Source organism: Dactylosporangium sp. NPDC049525, assembly GCF_040676755.1.
GTDB lineage: Bacteria > Actinomycetota > Actinomycetes > Mycobacteriales > Micromonosporaceae > Dactylosporangium.
The window spans coordinates 1-15,945 of record NZ_JBFAPO010000011.1 but is presented as its reverse complement, the minus strand read 5'-3'; the positions used below and the strand labels follow the sequence as shown (position 1 = coordinate 15,945).

The window sequence follows — 15,945 nt, the reverse complement described above, 5'->3', positions numbered from 1 at the left end:
CGGCAACCTGGGCAGGCGCGGGAACGCCGGGATCGAGACTCCGGTGCGGACGGCGGCATTGTAGCGCCCGACGAACACTGCCAGCACGCGGTGCAGCTCCCGCTGGCCTCAGCGCACCAGCGACCGCCAGAACGCCAGCTGGTGGGTCGTTTCGACATCGGTTCGCTTGATGCCGTCCCGGCCGGGTGCAAGACCCTGCACATACCGGTCGTCGGTGGTGAACCGGTGCCACGCCGGCAGGCCGCGCCGGTTCGGGTCGCCGGCGTGTGCGAAGCGGCTCCAGTACCCGACGACGGCGTCGGATAGCAGTTCCTGCCGGGAGTTGAGCGGTTGTGCGTAGGTGACGGCGAACAGGTACGGCAACTCGGCCAGGTGATATGCGCCCATCGGGAACGTCGTGGGCTCCTCACCGATGAAGTACGGCGCGTCCCGGTCGGCGAACTCGTACGCGTACGTCGGCACCAGCCGGGACAGCGCGAGTGCGGTGTCGTGGACCGGCCGGGCGTACTCGGCGTCGGTCATCACGGCACCGAGCGCCTCGCTGGCGGTGCCATAGGCTGCCCGCGGGTAGCGGGCCAGCACCGCCGGGGCGCTGCCCCCGAACACCGCCGTGACCTGCGCCTCGAACTGCGCCCAACTGAGCCCGCACGGTTTGGGCTGTTCGTGTGCGCAGAGCATGTCGGAGCGCTCCATGCCCCAGATCTGGCCGCGGTACTCGTCGCGCGTGCTCCCCACCAGGACCGGCACCCGGTGGATCCGGCCGGTGGCGACCGCTTCGGCCGGATCGATCGGCAGCACCGGCCCGCCGGCGGTCGGTGCCGCCTCCCAGTCCGACATGCCCGGGTAGCCGGCGGCGGTGACCAGGTCCTTCGCGCTCCTGCCGCGAAGGCAGGCTGTCACACCCTGCGGGTGCAGGTCGCACCCGGTGGCGCCGACGAACGCCGCGCCACTGGCGAGCGCCTCCTCGCGGGTACGCAGCGGCGTCGTGCACGCGTTGCTCTGCACGATCGCCCGGTGGAACAGCCCGCCCGAGCCGGGAGCGGCCAGGTGCGCGCAGACGCTCGTGGCACCCGCCGACTGCCCCGCGATGGTGACATTGCCCGGATCGCCACCGAACGCGGCCGCGTTGTCCCGGACCCACCGCAGCGCCGCCTGCTGGTCCTCGATGCCGAAGTTGCCGGACGCGCCGGGTGTCTCCTCGATCGCCGGGTGAGCAAGGAACCCGAGCGGGCCGAGGCGATAGTTGGGCGTCACCACGATGACGTCGCCCTCCACTGCGAGCGTTCGTCCGCCGTACGCGTCGCCCTGGCCGAGGAGGAAGTGTCCACCGTGGAACCACACGATCACCGGCAGCCGGTCACGAGCCGATCGGCGGGGTGTGGTGACGGTGAGGTGCAGGCAGTCCTCCTCGTTGCTCGCCGTGTCCATCGGCAGGCCGTCCAGTTGGGTGCAGCCGGGACGGGCGCGGGTCGCGTCATGGACGCCCGTCCACCGCTCGGCCGGCCGCGGCGACCGCCAGCGCAGGGCGCCGACGGGTGGTGCCGCGTAGGGGATCGCCCGGAACGTGCGGTGGTCCACCGCGACGGTGCCGCGCACGAGCCCGCGGTCGGTGCGGACGACCGCTGGATCCCGCTGCCCACCCACGCCCTTGCCTTCCGCCGTGCCACCGGCCGCAGCGGCAGCCGGTGCCATCGTCAGCAGCGCGACCGCCGAGGCGATCCAGGCGCCGAATCCGATCCGCTGCATGCGTTGCTCCTTCTCGTCGTGAACGCCGTTGCTGTGCATGTTCACGAGCGTGGGGGGAGTACGTCGGGCCGGCCCAGTCGCGTACTAGTGCACCCGAGCGTTCGTCCCGGTGCAATAGCCTGGCGCAGCAGTACACTCGGGAAGGATGGCCGTGGACGACGACGCGAGAACACCGTCAGCGCGGATCGTGGCGGAGCTGCGGACCCGCATCGCAACCGGCGAGCTCGCCGCCGGCGAGCGACTGCCCTCGACCCGGCAGATCGTCCGCGAGTGGGGCGTCGCGATGGCGACCGCAAGCCGGGTGCTGACGACGCTCCGGCAAGACGGGCTCGCCGAGGTCGTGCCGGGCGTGGGCACAATCGTCCGGGCGCTGCCCAACAGCCGGCGGTCGTCGCGGCGATCCGCGCGGCCGGCCCCGGCACACCGAGTCGCCGGCCGCAGCGACGCGGACGCGTTCCTGCAGCGCATCGTGCGCACCGCGACCACGATCGCCGATGCCGAAGGGTTGGCGGCCGCCACCATGCGCCGCATCGCGACAGACCTCGACGTCGCCACGATGGAGCTGTACCGGTACGTGCGCGGCAGAGACCATCTCGTCGTGCTGATGGCCGACGCAGCCTTCGCCGAATATCCGCTGCCGGCCCGAGCGCCGACAGGCTGGCGGGCCCGGCTGGAGCTGCTGTGCCGTCTACAGTGGACGCTGTACCGCCGGCATCCGTGGCTCGCCCAGGTCGTCTCTCTGACTCGGCCGCTGCTCGCACCGAACGCGATCGCGCATACAGAGTGGACGATGCGGGCCGTCGCCGGTCAGCAGCTCGACGCGACGGTGTTGGTCCACGTCGCCGCCACCGTCGCCAGCTTCGTCCGGGGCGCGGCCGTCAACCTCGAGCGGGAGGCCGAGGCTGAGCAGGACACTGGCCTGACCGAAGACGAGTGGATGTACACCCAACGCGAGGCCCTCGCTGCGGCGCTGCGCTCCGGCAGGTTCCCGCTGCTCGCGGCGGTCTCGGCCCGCGATGACGTGGACCTCAACGTGGAGTCCCTGTTCGAGTTCGGCCTGCAGCGAATGCTCGACAGCATCGGAGTCCTGCTCGCCGAACGCGGCCCAGGCCCGCGACCGACGGACACGCCGACCTGATCGGGGTCAACGCCGGGCTGGCCCCGGGGCGGTGTCAGCGACGGGACAGGACGATCGCTCTGCGTGCTTCGATGCAGGCTGTAGCGGGCAGCGCACAATGCTGGCTGATCGCCGAATGGCCACTGAGCAACGTGGCGCCGACCCCGGACCCATCGTCCGGTGGGGCGAGTCCACACTGTCCGGATGGGGCGAGCGGGAGCGCGAGCGGCAGAACCAGGCACGTCCCGGCTGCGTCACCGTTCATGGCCGCACCACTGACGTGTACCAGGCAGTCGGGTGGTCACCGCGGCCGCCGCACGGCGGCAAGGTCGTGGACGAAGTACGAGCGGTACGCGGCGCGGGTCCGAATGTCGGTTTACCGGCGGACGCGCGATGATGGGAGCCGCGTCCGAGGCCCGGGAGGGGTGGCTGATGATCGACCGCGTCACGGAGCTGCCGCCGGCGCCGCTGCTGGCCGTGCTGGACACCGACCCGCAGGGGTGGGTCCTGGCCCGGTCGGTCCGGCAGGACGGGCGGATCGTCGACTTCGAGCTGCTCTACATCAATGACGCCGGCTGCCGGATCGTCAACCGGTCCCGTGCAGAGCTCATCGGTGGCCGCTACCGCCGGCTGTGGCCGGAAACCGTCCATGACGGCACGCTGCCGCTGTACTGCACGGTGGTGGAGTCCCAGCAGCCGGTCACCCGCACCGTCTACTACGACCGGGCATCGCTGTCCGGGCACTTCGAGCTGTCGATCGCACCCTACTTCGACGGGTTCGCGGTCCGGTTCGTCGACCTGCGCGAGGTCACCGTGTCGCCGCGGTCCGTCGCCGGGCATCGGCTGTACGACGTGCTCGACGCCGCCTTCGACGGGTTCACCCTGCTGCGCCCCGTCCGTGACTCGGCCGGTGAGATCGTCGACTTCGTCTGCGAGTACGTCAACCAGATCGGCGCGAAACTCGCCGGCCACTCCCCGGAAGACGTCATCGGCCACCGACTCAGTGACATCTCCCCGGACAGCTGGGCCAGCGGCCTGTTCGCCAGCTACCGCACTGTCGCCGAATCGGGCGAGCCGTGGCGGCAGCACTTGACCTACCCGGATGTCGGCCAGGTCTGGGAGATCAAGATCGGCCGTGCCGAGGCGGGTTTCGTCGCGGTCTCCTTCCGGGAGATCACCGAACAGGTCGAGCAGCGGCAGCAGCTCGCCGCCAGCAGCGACAGCGCACAGCGAGCCGCCGCCCGCGCCGAGGACGCGGCCACCCGTGCGGCGGCGCTGCAGTCCGTCACGACCGCACTGGTGGCGGCCAGCACGATCACCGACATCTACACGGCCATCAGCTCGGTGCTGCGCCCGTCCGCCGGCGGGCAGGCGTTGGCGCTGCTGCTGCGCGACGGCGAGCGGCTGCGCCTGTACCACCACGACGGCTACGAGCCCGACGTCGTCGCCCAGCTGCGCAATCTTCCGCTCGAGCATCCATACCCGGCGACGCAGGTGGCCCGGACCGGCCTCGCACGGTTCGTCACATCAGCCGAGGAGTTCCACGCCCTGCAGCCCGATCCGCGCACCGCGGTCGGGGCGGGAGACCGGCAGGCGTGGGCGCTGCTGCCCCTTGCCGTCGCCGGGGAGGTCCTCGGCACCCTCGTCGTCGGCTACCACCAGCCCCGCGCCTTCGACGAGGCGGACCGCGCCATGCTGAGCACCCTGGCCGGGCTGAGCGCGCAGGCCCTGCAGCGGGCGATGCTGTACGAAACCCGGACGTCCACCGCCGCCACGCTGCAGCGTGCCCTGCTGCCCGCGACACTGCCCCCGCTGCCGGGGCTGCGGCACGCGGCCCGGTACCTGCCCTGGACGCAGGGCGTCGATGTCGGCGGTGACTGGTACGACGTCATCGCCCTCGACGACGCCGTCATCGGCGTGGTCATCGGCGACGTCGGCGGCCACAACGCCGCCGCGGCCGCGGCGATGGGTCAGGTCCGCACCGCTCTGCGCGCGTACGCCACCGAACGGCACAACCCGGCCATGATCATGCACCACGCCAACCGGCTCATGCACGACATGGGGCTGGAAGCGATCGCCACCTGCTGCTACCTGGAGATCCACCTCGACGAGGGCACCGTCACCGCCACCCTCGCCGGTCATCCGCCGCCGGTGCTCCGGACCGGCGGCGGCGCCAAGACGCTCGACCTGTGCCCCGGACCACCGCTGGGCGTCGAGCCGAACGCCATGTACCGCGACACCACCTTCCTGCTGCCCGCCGACGCCAGCCTGCTGCTGTACACCGACGGCCTCGTCGAAGACCGCCGCCACCCCATCGACCGGGGCCTGCACGAACTCTGCGTCGCGGTCCGCAGCGCGCCGACCAACGACCCCGCCGGCATCCTCGACCACCTGCTCAGCAGCGACGTCGGACCTCGGCCCCGCACCGACGACGTCGCCCTGCTGTGCCTCACCGCCGACCGCACGCCGCCGGACCCGGCGCGGGTCCAGCGCCGGTTCCGCGGGGACACGATCAACGCCTCCGCCGCACGCCGGTTGGCTGCCGACATGCTCACCGCGTGGCATCAGCACCACGCACTGGACGACGCGCTGCTGCTCCTCGACGAACTCATCACCAACGCCATCCAGCACACCGCCGGCGACGTCACCGTCGAACTGAACCTCACCGACCACCTCGAGATCGCCGTCATCGACAGCAGCAACCGCGCTCCCGCCCGGCACAACCCGGCACCGGACAGCGAATCCGGGCGAGGACTCGGTATCGTCGAACAACTCGCCACCGCCTGGGGCACCCAGGCCCTGCCCGCCGGCGGCAAACGCGTCTGGTTCCGGCTGCCCGCGCAACCGCCGAACGCATCAGCCTGACGAGCACGTGCGGCCCTCCGGCTCAGGGTGCGCAGGGCGGCACAACCTCGGGACGCTGCACCGAGCCCTGGCCGAAGCGTTACGGCGTTATCCCGGCTCCATCCACGTCGATCTCACTGCCGTGATCCAGTTCGACGCGGCCGGCAGCGGTGCGCTGCAGGCCGCCGCACGCGTCGGCAGCCAGGCCGGATATCGGCTCACCACGACGACATGAACGGCCCTCGACAGGGCCGGTGACCACCGGCCGGACAGTAGTTTCACCGCGACGTCCCGCCAAGCGGCCTTGCCGTGCACCCGCCAGACGATCGACATGCCGCCGACACCCGGCACGTCCGGCAGCCGCTAGCGGCCTGCGCGGACCCGACGTTCCACGTCGGCGCCGCACCCAATCGGAGTCACGTCAACGTCGGTGCCGGCAGCGGCCGTACGGTATCGCTCTGCGATCGCTGCCCATGACGGTGGGGCGGAGACGCGATGTGCGCCTCCGCCCCGTGTCGGTGTGGGTCAGGCCCAGGTGGCGTTGGCCCAGTTGTCGCTGGACCAGGTGCGACCGGACCACGTTCCGGCCGACCAGGTGCGCCCGGACCAGGTGCGGCCGGTCCAGGCCGGGTCGCTCCACCCGGTGGCGGCGCTGCCGGCCCACGGTGCGGCGGTCCAGGTCGCTGAGCCCCAGGTCGTGGCGGCCCAGGAGGTGCCGGTCCAGCCGTCGCCGGCGAGCCGGTAGCCCATCCACAGTCCGCCGTTCCACGCCGGGGTGGTGGACTTCGCCCACTGGGAGGTGGAAAAGCTGCCCCAGATGGTGCGTTCGCCGCTGAGTTTCACGCCGTCGAGGGTGAGGCTGCTGGCGCCGCGGGACCCCTGCAGACCGCCGGTGCCGCTGGACAGCTTCCAGGCGGGTGCGGCGGTCGTGGTTGCGCTGCGGGCGATGGCGCCGTTGACGTTGATCTGCTTGAGTCCGAGGGTGGCCGCGGTGCCGCTGGTGACAGGGGTACCACCGCTGGTCAGCCAGTCCTTGATCTGGTTCGGGGTGGCGGTGGGCTTGGCCTGCAGCAGCAGCGCGGCGGCGGCGCTGACCACGGCGGTGGCCTGCGAGGTGCCGCTGCCCTTGAACAGGGTGGTGCCCACCCGCGCGGTGGGGTTGAGGTTGTCGACGTTCGAGCCGGGCACGCGCAGCGACGCGATGGACGTGCCAGGGGCCAGCACGTCCACCTGGCCGCCCGTGGTCGATGACAGGTTCGTGAACGGGGCCAGTGTGTCGTCGGTGGTGCTGGCGGTGCCCTTGGTGGCGGTGGCGCCGACGGCGATCACCCAGTCGTCGACCGCGGGGTTGGTCAGCATGCCGGTGGTGTTGCCGTCGTTGCCGGCGGCGGCGACCACCACGATGCCGGCCTGCCACGCCTTCTCCACCGCGAACTGCAGCGGGTCGGTCCCCGCGGCGGAGCTGGTGCCGGTGCTGTAGGACAGGTTGACGACCCTGATCGGGTTGGCCGGGTCGTCGGAGCGGTGCTGCACGACCCAGTCCAGCGCGGCGATCATCTGCGACACGTCCGAGGCGCCGGTACCGGTGCTGATCTTCAACGAGGTCAGCTTGACGCCCGGGGCGATGCCCTTGGCGCCGGACGTGGTGTCATTGCCGACGATGATGCCGGCCATGTGCGTGCCGTGACCGTAGGAGTCCAGGTAGCGCAGATTCGCCGCCTGCGACTCGAACGACAGGTCCGGACCGTTGGCGATCTGCGCCGCCGGCAGCCCCGGCACCGACGCCACCCCGGTGTCGATCAGGGCGACACCGACACCCTTGCCGGTCAGCGCCGCCGCGGCGGCGGTGTCCGCCCCGATGACCGACCGCACGTGTGCCAGCGACGCCACCGGCGACGTGCCGTCGACCGGTGTCGCGGCCGCCCCGGCCGGTGCGCCGCCGAGCGCGACGATCGTGGCGGGTGCCAGCACCGTCGTAGTGACCGCCCGGATGTGTCTACGCATGTTCACAGGATCGTTGCTCCGTCCTTGGAAATGATCTCTCGGGATCAACGATGACCTGCTGGAAGCGTCCGGTCGCGGCCTGCAACGGGAAGTGCCCGACCACCGGACACGAACCAACCGGTCGGTGTCCGTCGACTGGGCACGCGGCCACCGGGCTGCACCTCTGCCGCAACCGGGGAAGTACCAGCACCGGTGCGAGCGGCTGCGGTGTTGGACGTCGAGCCGGGCGCGCCGTTGGTAATGCGGCGGTCGCTGGTCGTCGTTGACGGGGTGGGTCCGGTCGAGCTGGCCGCCGCGTATGTGCCCGTGGACCTTGCGGCAGGTACCGGCGTCGGCTCGCCGGAGCCCCTCAGTGCCGGGCTGTTGCAATACCTGACAGCGTGGAAGGGCGTGCACTTCGACCACGCCGCGCAGCGGATCTCCGCGCGGCCGGCGACGGCGGAAGAGTCTCGGCTGTTGGAGGTCGGCCGTCGTGACTGCCTGTTGACGGCATTGATCACGGTGTACGACCGCGCAGGCCGCGCTCTACGGCGGCGTCGGCCGGAAACCCTGAACCCCGGCGGGCCGCGCGGGTGTCCATGCCGTCGTGCCGCGCGGCTTGTACACCGACAGCACCAGCGCGACGAGCAGCAGCACGATCGCCGCGGCGGCGTGCACGACCGGCGAGGCGTTCCGGGCGTCGGCGCCACCGCGGGCCAGGTCGGCCAGGTATCCAAGGGTCTGCATGTACAGCAGCAGCACGCCGGTGGCGACCAGGTTCATCACCAGCTTGATCAGCACCCAGTAGTGCCTGGTCAGGCCCCAGTGGGTGCCGAGGGCCTGGAGCAGTCCGGTGACCAGGCTGGCGACGCTGAACGGGACGAGCGTGGTCCAGCCGACCGGCTCGAGGATGAGGTACACCGCGCGCACCACCTGCGGGTCGTCGGCGGCCAGGCCGACCACGCCGAGCGCGAGCGAGACGACCACCGCGCCCAGCCAGCCGACGGACGCACCGACGTGCGCGACGAGGGCGAGCCGGCGCATCGGCGGGCGCATCCTCACCTCGCGCCCAGGCCGTGGTGGTGGCCCGGTCCGTGGCCGGCCACCAGCATCGCCACCAGCAGGACCACCACGACGGCACCGATGACGGCGAACACCTTCACCCACCTCGGCGCCCTGCTTCCCCGCGTCTCGCTCATGCTCGCTCTCCTTCGCGGCTCGACCTTCCTCCACGAAGCTTGCGATACACACTGTCGTTTTACAAGACAGAGTGACGGATCACGTCGGACTGTATGGTGATGGGGTGCCGAGGTTGTGGAGTGCGACGATCGACGAGCATCGCCGCACCGTGCACACGGCGATCCTGGACGCCACGGCCGCCCTGGTGGCCGCGCACGGCCTGGCCGGGGTGAGCATGTCGCAGATCGCCGCGGAGGTCGGGATCGGGCGGGCCACGCTCTACAAGTACTTCCCGGACGTCGAGGCGATCGTCGTCGCCTGGCACGAGCGACAGGTCGGCGACCACCTGACGCAACTGCGCGCGGCCGCTGAACAGCCCGGGCCGCCGGGCGCCCGGCTGCGACTGGTGCTGGAGACGTTCGCCCGGCTGTTCACGACCGGACGGCAGCAACACGGACCGGGGCTGGGGCACAGCCCGGACCTCGCGGTGCCACTGCACCGCGCGGAGCACATGCACGCCGCCCGGCACCAGCTGCACGCGCTGCTCGCCGACGTCATTGCGGCGGCGGCCGACGCGGGTGAGGTCCGCGCCGACGTGCCGGCCACGGAGCTGGCGGTGTTCTGCCAGCACGCGCTGACCGCCGCGGCGGACCTGCCCTCGCCGGCGGCCCACGAGCGGCTCCTCGAACTCACCCTCGCCGCACTGCGCCCCGCCCCGGCGGGGTGATGCTCAGCTGGCGGCGCGGTACAGGTGCTCGCGCGGCACCAGCAGCTCGACAACACCGGCGTTGACCCCGCTGATCTGGTTCCCGGCGGCGTACACGTCGTTGGACAGGAACCCGCTCCCGTCGATGCGCAGATAGCCGGTGGCGATCAGGTGCTCGGTGATGCCGGCCACGGTGTCCGGGCGCACCTCGGTCCCCGGCGCCTGCACCGCGCTCACCGTGCCGACCTGCTCTCCTGCCGAGTCGACGACCGGCATCCCCACGGTCACCTGAAGCATGGACAGGGCCACCCCGTCGCCCGCTGATGTGCCTGGTTGCATGCTGAGTCCTTTCCCCGAGGCAGCAGTACGAAACGTCGGTGCTCACGCCGTTGACCGCGGGCGCCGCGGCCTGATCGATGGCAGCCCGGCCATCGGTGACCGCCGACCGGGCGGCGAGAACCGGACATGTCGCAGCCGTCAGAGAGCGGCCGAGACGAGAACTGTGACGCTGTGGTCGTCGACCTCGATGACGTCGGATGCCGATACCGTCCCGGTGGCTGCGAACTCGGCGGTGCTGAGGTCCAGATCCCAGGCGCGGTCCAGTTCAGGGCCGGGCAGATGCACCTTCACCCGCTCGCGCGTCGGGTTGAGGACGATCAGCAGGTCCCGGTCGGCCGGTTCGGGGCCGCGTGGGGCGCCGTCGATCCACAGCAGGATCGCGCCCGTGGGCTCCGGTGACGGGGACGGCAGCGGCAGGGGTGCGCCGTCCGCGCGGTACAGGCGGAACTCCGGTGGCGCGGCGGCGAGGTCGGTCACGTCCAGCCAGCGTGAACGGCGCAGGGCGGGGTGGTCGCGGCGCAGCTGGAGCAGGCGCTGGGTGAAGGCGAGCAGCGCTTCGTCCGCGTCCTGCCAGTCGATCCAGCTGAACTCGTTGTCCTGGCAGTAGGCGTTGTTGTTGCCGCGCTGGGTACGGCCCAGCTCGTCGCCGTGTGACAGCAGCGGGACGCCGCGGGACAGCAGGAGCGTGGCGAGCAGGTTGCGTTGCTGGCGGCGGCGCAGGGCGGCGATGTCAGGGTCGTCGGTCGGGCCTTCGACGCCGCAGTTCCACGAGCGGTTGTCCGGTTCGCCGTCGCGGTTGTCCTCGCCGTTGAATTCGTTGTGGCGTTCGTTGTAGGTGACCAGGTCGGCCAGGGTGAAGCCGTCGTGGGCGGTGATCAGGTTGACCGCGGCGGTGGGGACGGGGGCGTCGTCGCCGAAGTCGTGGCCGGCGCCGGCGAGCTCCGAGATGAGCCGTTCCGGCGGCACGGGGGCGCCGCGCCAGAGGTCGCGGACCGTGTTCCGGTAGGTCAGGCTGCGTTCCAGCCACAGCGGTGGGTAGACGGTGGCGCCGCGGGTCCAGGCGTCGGCGAGGAGTTTCACGCCGCCGAGCACCGGATCCTGGCGCAGCACGGTGACGAAGGAGTCGAGCTGCCACCGGTCCGGTTCGTCCATTGTGGACATCAGGTTGAGCCGGAAGCCGTCGACGTGCATGTCGGTGACCCAGTAGCGCAGCGAGTCCATCACCAGCTGGAGGGTCGCCGGGAAGCGGACGTTGAGGCAGTTGCCGCTCCGGCCGGCGTAGCGGCTGCGGTCCTCGTCGTCCAGGGCGTAGTACCGGTTGTCGATGCCGCGCAGGCTCAGCGTCGGGCCCAGGTGGTCGCCTTCGGCGGTGTGGTCGTAGCCGACGTCGAGCAGCACCTCGATACCGGCGCGGTGCAGGGCCCGCACCATGCTGCGGAACTCCAGCACCTGGCCGCCGCGGGTGCTGTTCGCCGCGTAGCCGCTGTGCGGCGCGAACCAGCCGATCGGGTTGTACCCCCAGTAGTTGGACAGGCCGGCCTCGACGAGGCGCTGCTCGTGCACGAAGTGCTGGACCGGCAGCAGCAGCAGGGTGGTGACGCCGAGGCGGGTGAGGTGCTCGACGATCGCCGGGTGCGCGACCGCGGCGTAGGTGCCGCGAAGGTGGTCGGGCAGGTCGGGGTGCAGCATGGTCAGGCCGCGGACGTGTGCCTCGTACACGACGGTGTCGGCGAGCGGCACCCGCGGCGGCGCGTCGCCGGCCCAGTCGAAGTACGGGTCCACCACCAGGGCATTCGGCACGAAGTGCGCCGACTCGCCACCGAAATCCGAGACCGCCGGGTCCCAGCTGACGTCCCCGGTGAGCGCCCGCGCGTACGGGTCGAGCAGGAGCTTGTTCGGATCGCACCGCACCCCGTACGCCGGGTCGTACGGGCCGTGGACGCGGTAGCCGTACCGCTGGCCGGGCTCGACGCCGGGCAGGTAGACGTGCCATACGAACCCGTCGACCTCGACGATCCGGATGCGCTGCTCGGTGCCCTCGTCGTCGAACAGGCACAGCTCCACGGACTCGGCGACCTCGGTGAACAGCGCGAAGTTGGTGCCGGCGCCGTCGTAGGTGGCGCCGAGCGGGCGTCGGTTGCCGGGCCAGACCTGCACGGCGGTCACACCGTCCGGTCCAGGACGATGAGGGAACGGTCCGGCACCGTGATGGCGCCGCCCGCGCCGTAGGAGACGCCCTCTCGCAAGAAGTCGGCCGCCGTCGCGATCACCAGTTCCCACGCATCGCCGTACTCCGCTGGCGGGATCACGAACTGCACCGGCTCGTCGTGGGCGTTGACGAGCAGCAGGAACGAGTCGTCCAGGTGCCGCTCGCCCTGGGTGCCGCGTTCGGTGATCGACTCGCCGTTGACGAAGAGCAGCAGCGTCCGGTTGGCCGGGTTGTCCCAGTCGTCCTCGGTCATCTGCCGCCCGTCGGGTGCGAACCAGGCGATGTCCGGGATGGGAAAGCCCCCGGTCCGCGCGGAGGGACGGCCGGTGAAGAACCGCTGGCGGCGGAACACGCGGTGCCATTGCCGGAACGCGATCAGCTCACGGGTGAACCCCAGCAGCACCTCGTCGGCGGATTCCCAGTTGATCCAGCTGACCTCGTTGTCCTGGCAGTACGGGTGGTTGTTGCCCTGCTGGGTGTGGCCCAGCTCGTCGCCGGCAGTGAGCATCGGCAGGCCCTGCGACAGCAGCAGCGTGGTCAGGAAGTTGCGTCGCTGCCTGGCCCGCAGCGCGAGCACGTCCGGGTCGTCGGTCGGGCCTTCGACGCCGCAGTTCCAGGAGTGGTTCCGCGTCTCACCGTCCACATTGTTCTCACCGTTGGCGTCGTTGTGTTTCTCGTTGTACGACACCAGGTCGTTGAGCGTGAACCCGTCGTGCGAGGTGACGTAGTTGACCCCGGCGAACGGGCGCCGGCCGTCGTCCTGAAAGAGGTCCGCCGAGCCGCTGAACCGCGTCACGAAGTCGCTGAGCATGCCGGGCTCGCCGCGCCAGAAGTCACGGACGGTGTCACGGAACCGGTCGTTCCACTCCGTCCACAGCGGAGGAAAGTTGCCGGACTGGTCGCCGTCCGGCCCCGCGTCCCGCGGCTGCGCGATGAGCTTCACGTCGCCGAGGACCGGGTCCTGGTGCACCGCCTGGAGGAACGTCGCGACCCGTTCGAACTCGGTGAAGTCCCGGGCGAGGCTCGGCGCGAGGTCGAAGCGGAAGCCGTCGACGTGCATCTGCGTGACCCAGTACCGCAGCGAATCCATGACCAGTTGCAGCGAGTGCGGGTTGCGGACGTTGAGACTGTTGCCCGCGCCGGTGGCGCCGGTGTGGCGGCCGTCGTCGTCGAGCTTGTAGTAGTGCCCGTTGTCCAGCCCGCGGAAGCTCAGCATCGGGCCGGTGTGGTCGCCCTCGGCGGTGTGGGTGTAGACCACGTCGAGGATGACCTCGATGCCCGCCGCGTGCAGCGCCTTGACCATGGACCGGAACTCCTGCACCTGCTGGCCACGGGCGCCGGCGGCGTAGCCGTGGTACGGCGCGAAGTAGCCGATCGTGTTGTAGCCCCAGTAGTTGGACAGGCCCTGCTCCACCAGGTGCTGCTCGTGCACGAAGTGGTGCACCGGCAGCAGCTCCAGGGTGGTGACGCCGAGGCTCCGCAGGTGCTCGACGACCGCCGGGTGGGCGACACCGGCGTACGTGCCGCGCAGCTCCTGCGGCACGTCCGGATGCAGCATCGTCAGGCCACGAACGTGCGCCTCGTAGATGACGGTCGAGGTGTAGGGCACCCTGGGTGGCGCGTCGCTGCCCCAGTCGAAGAACGGGCTCACCACGACCGACTTCGGCACGAACGGCGCCGAGTCCGATGTGGACATCCGGTCCGGGTCGTCGAGGTCGTGGCCGTACACGGCCGGATCCCACGTCACGTCGCCGTCGATGGCCTTCGCGTACGGGTCGAGCAGCAGCTTGTACGGGTTGTGCCGCAGCCCTTGCGCCGGTTCGTAGGCGCCGTCGACGCGGTAGCCGTAGCGCTGGCCCGGTGCCGCGCCGGTCACGTAGCCGTGCCAGACACCTTTGTGGGCCGCGCGCAGCTCGACCTGCTCCTCGGCGCCGTCGTCGTCGAACAGGCACAGCGTGACCCGGTCCGCCGTCCCTGCGTACACGGCGAAGTTGACGCCGACCCCGTCGTAGGTCGCGCCCAGCGGGGCGGGTGATCCCGCGACCTGCTGGGTGCCGGCGTCCCAGGCCGCGGGGAGGTCGTATTCCAGTCCGCGGGCCGTTCGCAGGATCACCCGGCCGGTGCCGACGGCCATGGTGACCACGGCGCCGCTCGGCACGGCGACGACCTGCGTGCTGCGGCGCCGGTCGGGGTGTTCTATCTCCACCACGAGCGGGTCGGTGGCCGGCACCGGCACCGCCGCGCCCCGGCGGCGGTCGACGTCGCCGAGCCGCAGCAGCGGGCCGTCCCGCAGCACGCCGAGCAGCACGTCGCCGGTCTGGCGCAACGCCACCGCCACCGTCGAGTCCAACGCGAGGCCGGGCACGACGGCCGGCTCGCCGCCGATCACGGACTCGCCCAGCACCGCGGAGCTCATCAATGACATCCGGGCCGCCGTGACGGTGCTGCGCGCCTCGTCGGGCAGCCGCCGCCAGGCCGCGTACCACCAGTCGGCGAGCCCGTCGCGGCGCTGGCGGGCCAGGCCGTGCCAGGCGCCGGCGAGGGCGTCGTCGATCGCCGCCGGCGCCGCGCCGGTGATCACCGCCCAGATCAGGTCCTCCTCCAGGCGCAGGACCGGCGGCTCACCGGCGTGCAGGTCCACCACGACCGCACGGGCGGCGCTGACCGCGGCCGGGTCGGTGCGGAACCGCTCACGCAGCCGGCGCTGCAGGAACCGCGTCAGCTCGGCGGCGAAGGTGACGGCGTCGCTGGAGCGGCCGCTGACGATCGGCGCCCACCAGAGGTCGGCCTCGTCGCCGGCGTGCAGGTGCCCGGCGACGGTGCGGCGCAGGCGGCGCAGCAGCGCCGGCTGCACCCGGACCGCGAGTGCGGCGAACTCGGCCAGCAGCCGCGCACCCGGCGCGGTGTGCCGCCACCGGGTGCGCACCGGCTCCGGCAACTCGTCCACAAAGGACCCCCCGGCCGCGTCCGCGAAGGACTCCCCGGCCGCGTCCACCACGGAGCCCCCGGTCGCGTCCGCGGCGCCGGCGGTCGCGGAAGCTGACCGGTCCCATTCCAGGACGGTGGCGAAGCGGGTGAGGCCGGCCGGCCAGCGGCGCCTCGGGTACGGCAGGAAAATGATCAGCCGTGAGTCCCGCCTGGCGAGCCGGTCGGCGACCGCGGCCCACACCGCCGTGCCCGCCGGCGCCCGGGACCCACCGGCGGCGGCGAGGCCCGCATCGGTGAACGCGAGCACCGGGGTGCCCGGCGGTGGCGGCCGGTAGCCCGTGCCCCACTGCCACACCGGGCCGTGACCGGCGCCGAGCAGCGGCGAGCCGTCGAAGGAGACCCGGTCGACCATGGCGTCGCCGACCACGGCGCGCACGACGGCACTGAGCGCCTCGACGTCCTGCCGGAAGTACGCCATGGCGGGGCCGCGGTCGACGAGGAGCTGCGCCCCTCGGAACAGCGACCGCCGCGGCGCGCGGGGCAGCTCCGCCACGCCGGTCCGCCGCGCGATGGCCTCGACGAGCGCGTCGAGCACGAGCGGCCCGTCGCCGGCGTCGGTCGCCACGGTGCTCTCCACGAACTGCGGTGCGATCCCGGCGGGGATGAGCGGTTCGATCGGCGTCGTCGTTGGCGGTTGCCCGGCCTCGACCGGCAGCGGCGCGACAGGATCGGCGTCCGGCGCGGCCCGGACCCCGAAGCCGATCGGGTGCAGTTGCCGCCACCGGCCCGGTGTCCGCGTCCGCAGCCTCGCCACGAGCCCGGTGAGGTCGTCCTCCACCGCGCCGACCATCTCGGCAACGTCCGTCATGCTGTCCCCCACGGTTGTCGGTGCTT

General features: G+C 71.8%; 10 protein-coding genes and 1 pseudogene. 4 read left to right on the top strand and 7 right to left on the bottom strand.

The features are described 5' to 3' along the window. Nucleotides 1–108: 108 nt before the first annotated feature. Nucleotides 109–1,746 (bottom strand): carboxylesterase family protein, encoded by a 1,638-nt coding sequence (locus AB0K00_RS18265; RefSeq protein WP_363522170.1) that lies wholly within the window; start codon nt 1,744–1,746, stop codon nt 109–111. A 145-nt stretch (nt 1,747–1,891) separates the two neighbouring features. Between AB0K00_RS18265 and AB0K00_RS18260 the strand changes: the two genes are divergently transcribed. Further along, nucleotides 1,892–2,884, top strand: a complete 993-nt coding sequence (locus AB0K00_RS18260) for a TetR/AcrR family transcriptional regulator C-terminal domain-containing protein (protein WP_363522169.1) — start codon at nt 1,892–1,894, stop codon at nt 2,882–2,884. A gap of 411 nt (nt 2,885–3,295) precedes the next feature. Then, entirely contained in the window at nt 3,296–5,728 is a 2,433-nt protein-coding gene (locus AB0K00_RS18255; RefSeq protein WP_363522168.1) for a SpoIIE family protein phosphatase, read from the top strand. Between the two features lie 504 nt (nt 5,729–6,232). Here the strand turns inward: AB0K00_RS18255 and AB0K00_RS18250 are convergent. Continuing rightward, nucleotides 6,233–7,711, bottom strand: coding sequence for a S8 family serine peptidase (locus tag AB0K00_RS18250; protein WP_363522167.1), 1,479 nt, complete (start codon nt 7,709–7,711; stop codon nt 6,233–6,235). 135 nt (nt 7,712–7,846) lie between these two features. Between AB0K00_RS18250 and AB0K00_RS18245 the strand changes: the two are divergent. Then, nucleotides 7,847–8,227, top strand: a pseudogene (locus AB0K00_RS18245) (UTRA domain-containing protein); the annotation flags it as partial. Nucleotides 8,228–8,236: 9 nt separating this feature from the next. Here the strand turns inward: AB0K00_RS18245 and AB0K00_RS18240 are convergent. Both AB0K00_RS18240 and AB0K00_RS18235 read right to left on the bottom strand, forming a co-directional pair. Further along, nucleotides 8,237–8,734 (bottom strand): DUF2269 domain-containing protein, encoded by a 498-nt coding sequence (locus tag AB0K00_RS18240; protein ID WP_363522166.1) that lies wholly within the window; start codon nt 8,732–8,734, stop codon nt 8,237–8,239. A 14-nt stretch (nt 8,735–8,748) separates the two neighbouring features. Next, nucleotides 8,749–8,889: a hypothetical protein gene (locus AB0K00_RS18235; RefSeq protein ID WP_363522165.1), complete on the bottom strand. Its 141-nt coding sequence runs from the start codon at nt 8,887–8,889 to the stop codon at nt 8,749–8,751. A gap of 104 nt (nt 8,890–8,993) precedes the next feature. Between AB0K00_RS18235 and AB0K00_RS18230 the strand changes: the two genes are divergently transcribed. Beyond that, a complete protein-coding gene (locus AB0K00_RS18230) occupies nt 8,994–9,596 on the top strand; it encodes a TetR/AcrR family transcriptional regulator (RefSeq protein WP_363522163.1) in 603 nt (200 codons plus the stop codon). A 3-nt stretch (nt 9,597–9,599) separates the two neighbouring features. Here the strand turns inward: AB0K00_RS18230 and AB0K00_RS18225 are convergent, their stop codons facing one another. From AB0K00_RS18225 to glgX (AB0K00_RS18215), 3 genes are all read right to left on the bottom strand, one after another. Beyond that, on the bottom strand, nt 9,600–9,914 hold the full coding sequence (locus AB0K00_RS18225) for a hypothetical protein (RefSeq protein ID WP_363522162.1): 315 nt from the start codon (nt 9,912–9,914) through the stop codon (nt 9,600–9,602). Nucleotides 9,915–10,052: 138 nt separating this feature from the next. After that, complete coding sequence (glgX, locus tag AB0K00_RS18220; RefSeq protein ID WP_363522160.1) at nt 10,053–12,071, bottom strand: glycogen debranching protein GlgX; 2,019 nt, start codon at nt 12,069–12,071, stop codon at nt 10,053–10,055. Nucleotides 12,072–12,076: 5 nt separating this feature from the next. Further along, nucleotides 12,077–14,212: a glycogen debranching protein GlgX gene (gene glgX, locus AB0K00_RS18215; protein ID WP_363522463.1), complete on the bottom strand. Its 2,136-nt coding sequence runs from the start codon at nt 14,210–14,212 to the stop codon at nt 12,077–12,079. Nucleotides 14,213–15,945: the final 1,733 nt, after the last annotated feature.

What these genes read in the sequence shown, in the direction of transcription:
- AB0K00_RS18265 (WP_363522170.1), bottom strand. Translation starts at nt 1,746, where the DNA reads ATGCAGCGGATCGGATTCGGCGCCTGGATCGCCTCGGCGGTCGCGCTG.
- AB0K00_RS18240 (WP_363522166.1), bottom strand. Translation starts at nt 8,734, where the DNA reads ATGCGCCGGCTCGCCCTCGTCGCGCACGTCGGTGCGTCCGTCGGCTGG.
- AB0K00_RS18250 (WP_363522167.1), bottom strand. Translation starts at nt 7,711, where the DNA reads ATGCGTAGACACATCCGGGCGGTCACTACGACGGTGCTGGCACCCGCC.
- AB0K00_RS18260 (WP_363522169.1), top strand. Translation starts at nt 1,892, where the DNA reads ATGGCCGTGGACGACGACGCGAGAACACCGTCAGCGCGGATCGTGGCG.
- AB0K00_RS18225 (WP_363522162.1), bottom strand. Translation starts at nt 9,914, where the DNA reads ATGCAACCAGGCACATCAGCGGGCGACGGGGTGGCCCTGTCCATGCTT.
- AB0K00_RS18235 (WP_363522165.1), bottom strand. Translation starts at nt 8,889, where the DNA reads ATGAGCGAGACGCGGGGAAGCAGGGCGCCGAGGTGGGTGAAGGTGTTC.
- AB0K00_RS18255 (WP_363522168.1), top strand. Translation starts at nt 3,296, where the DNA reads ATGATCGACCGCGTCACGGAGCTGCCGCCGGCGCCGCTGCTGGCCGTG.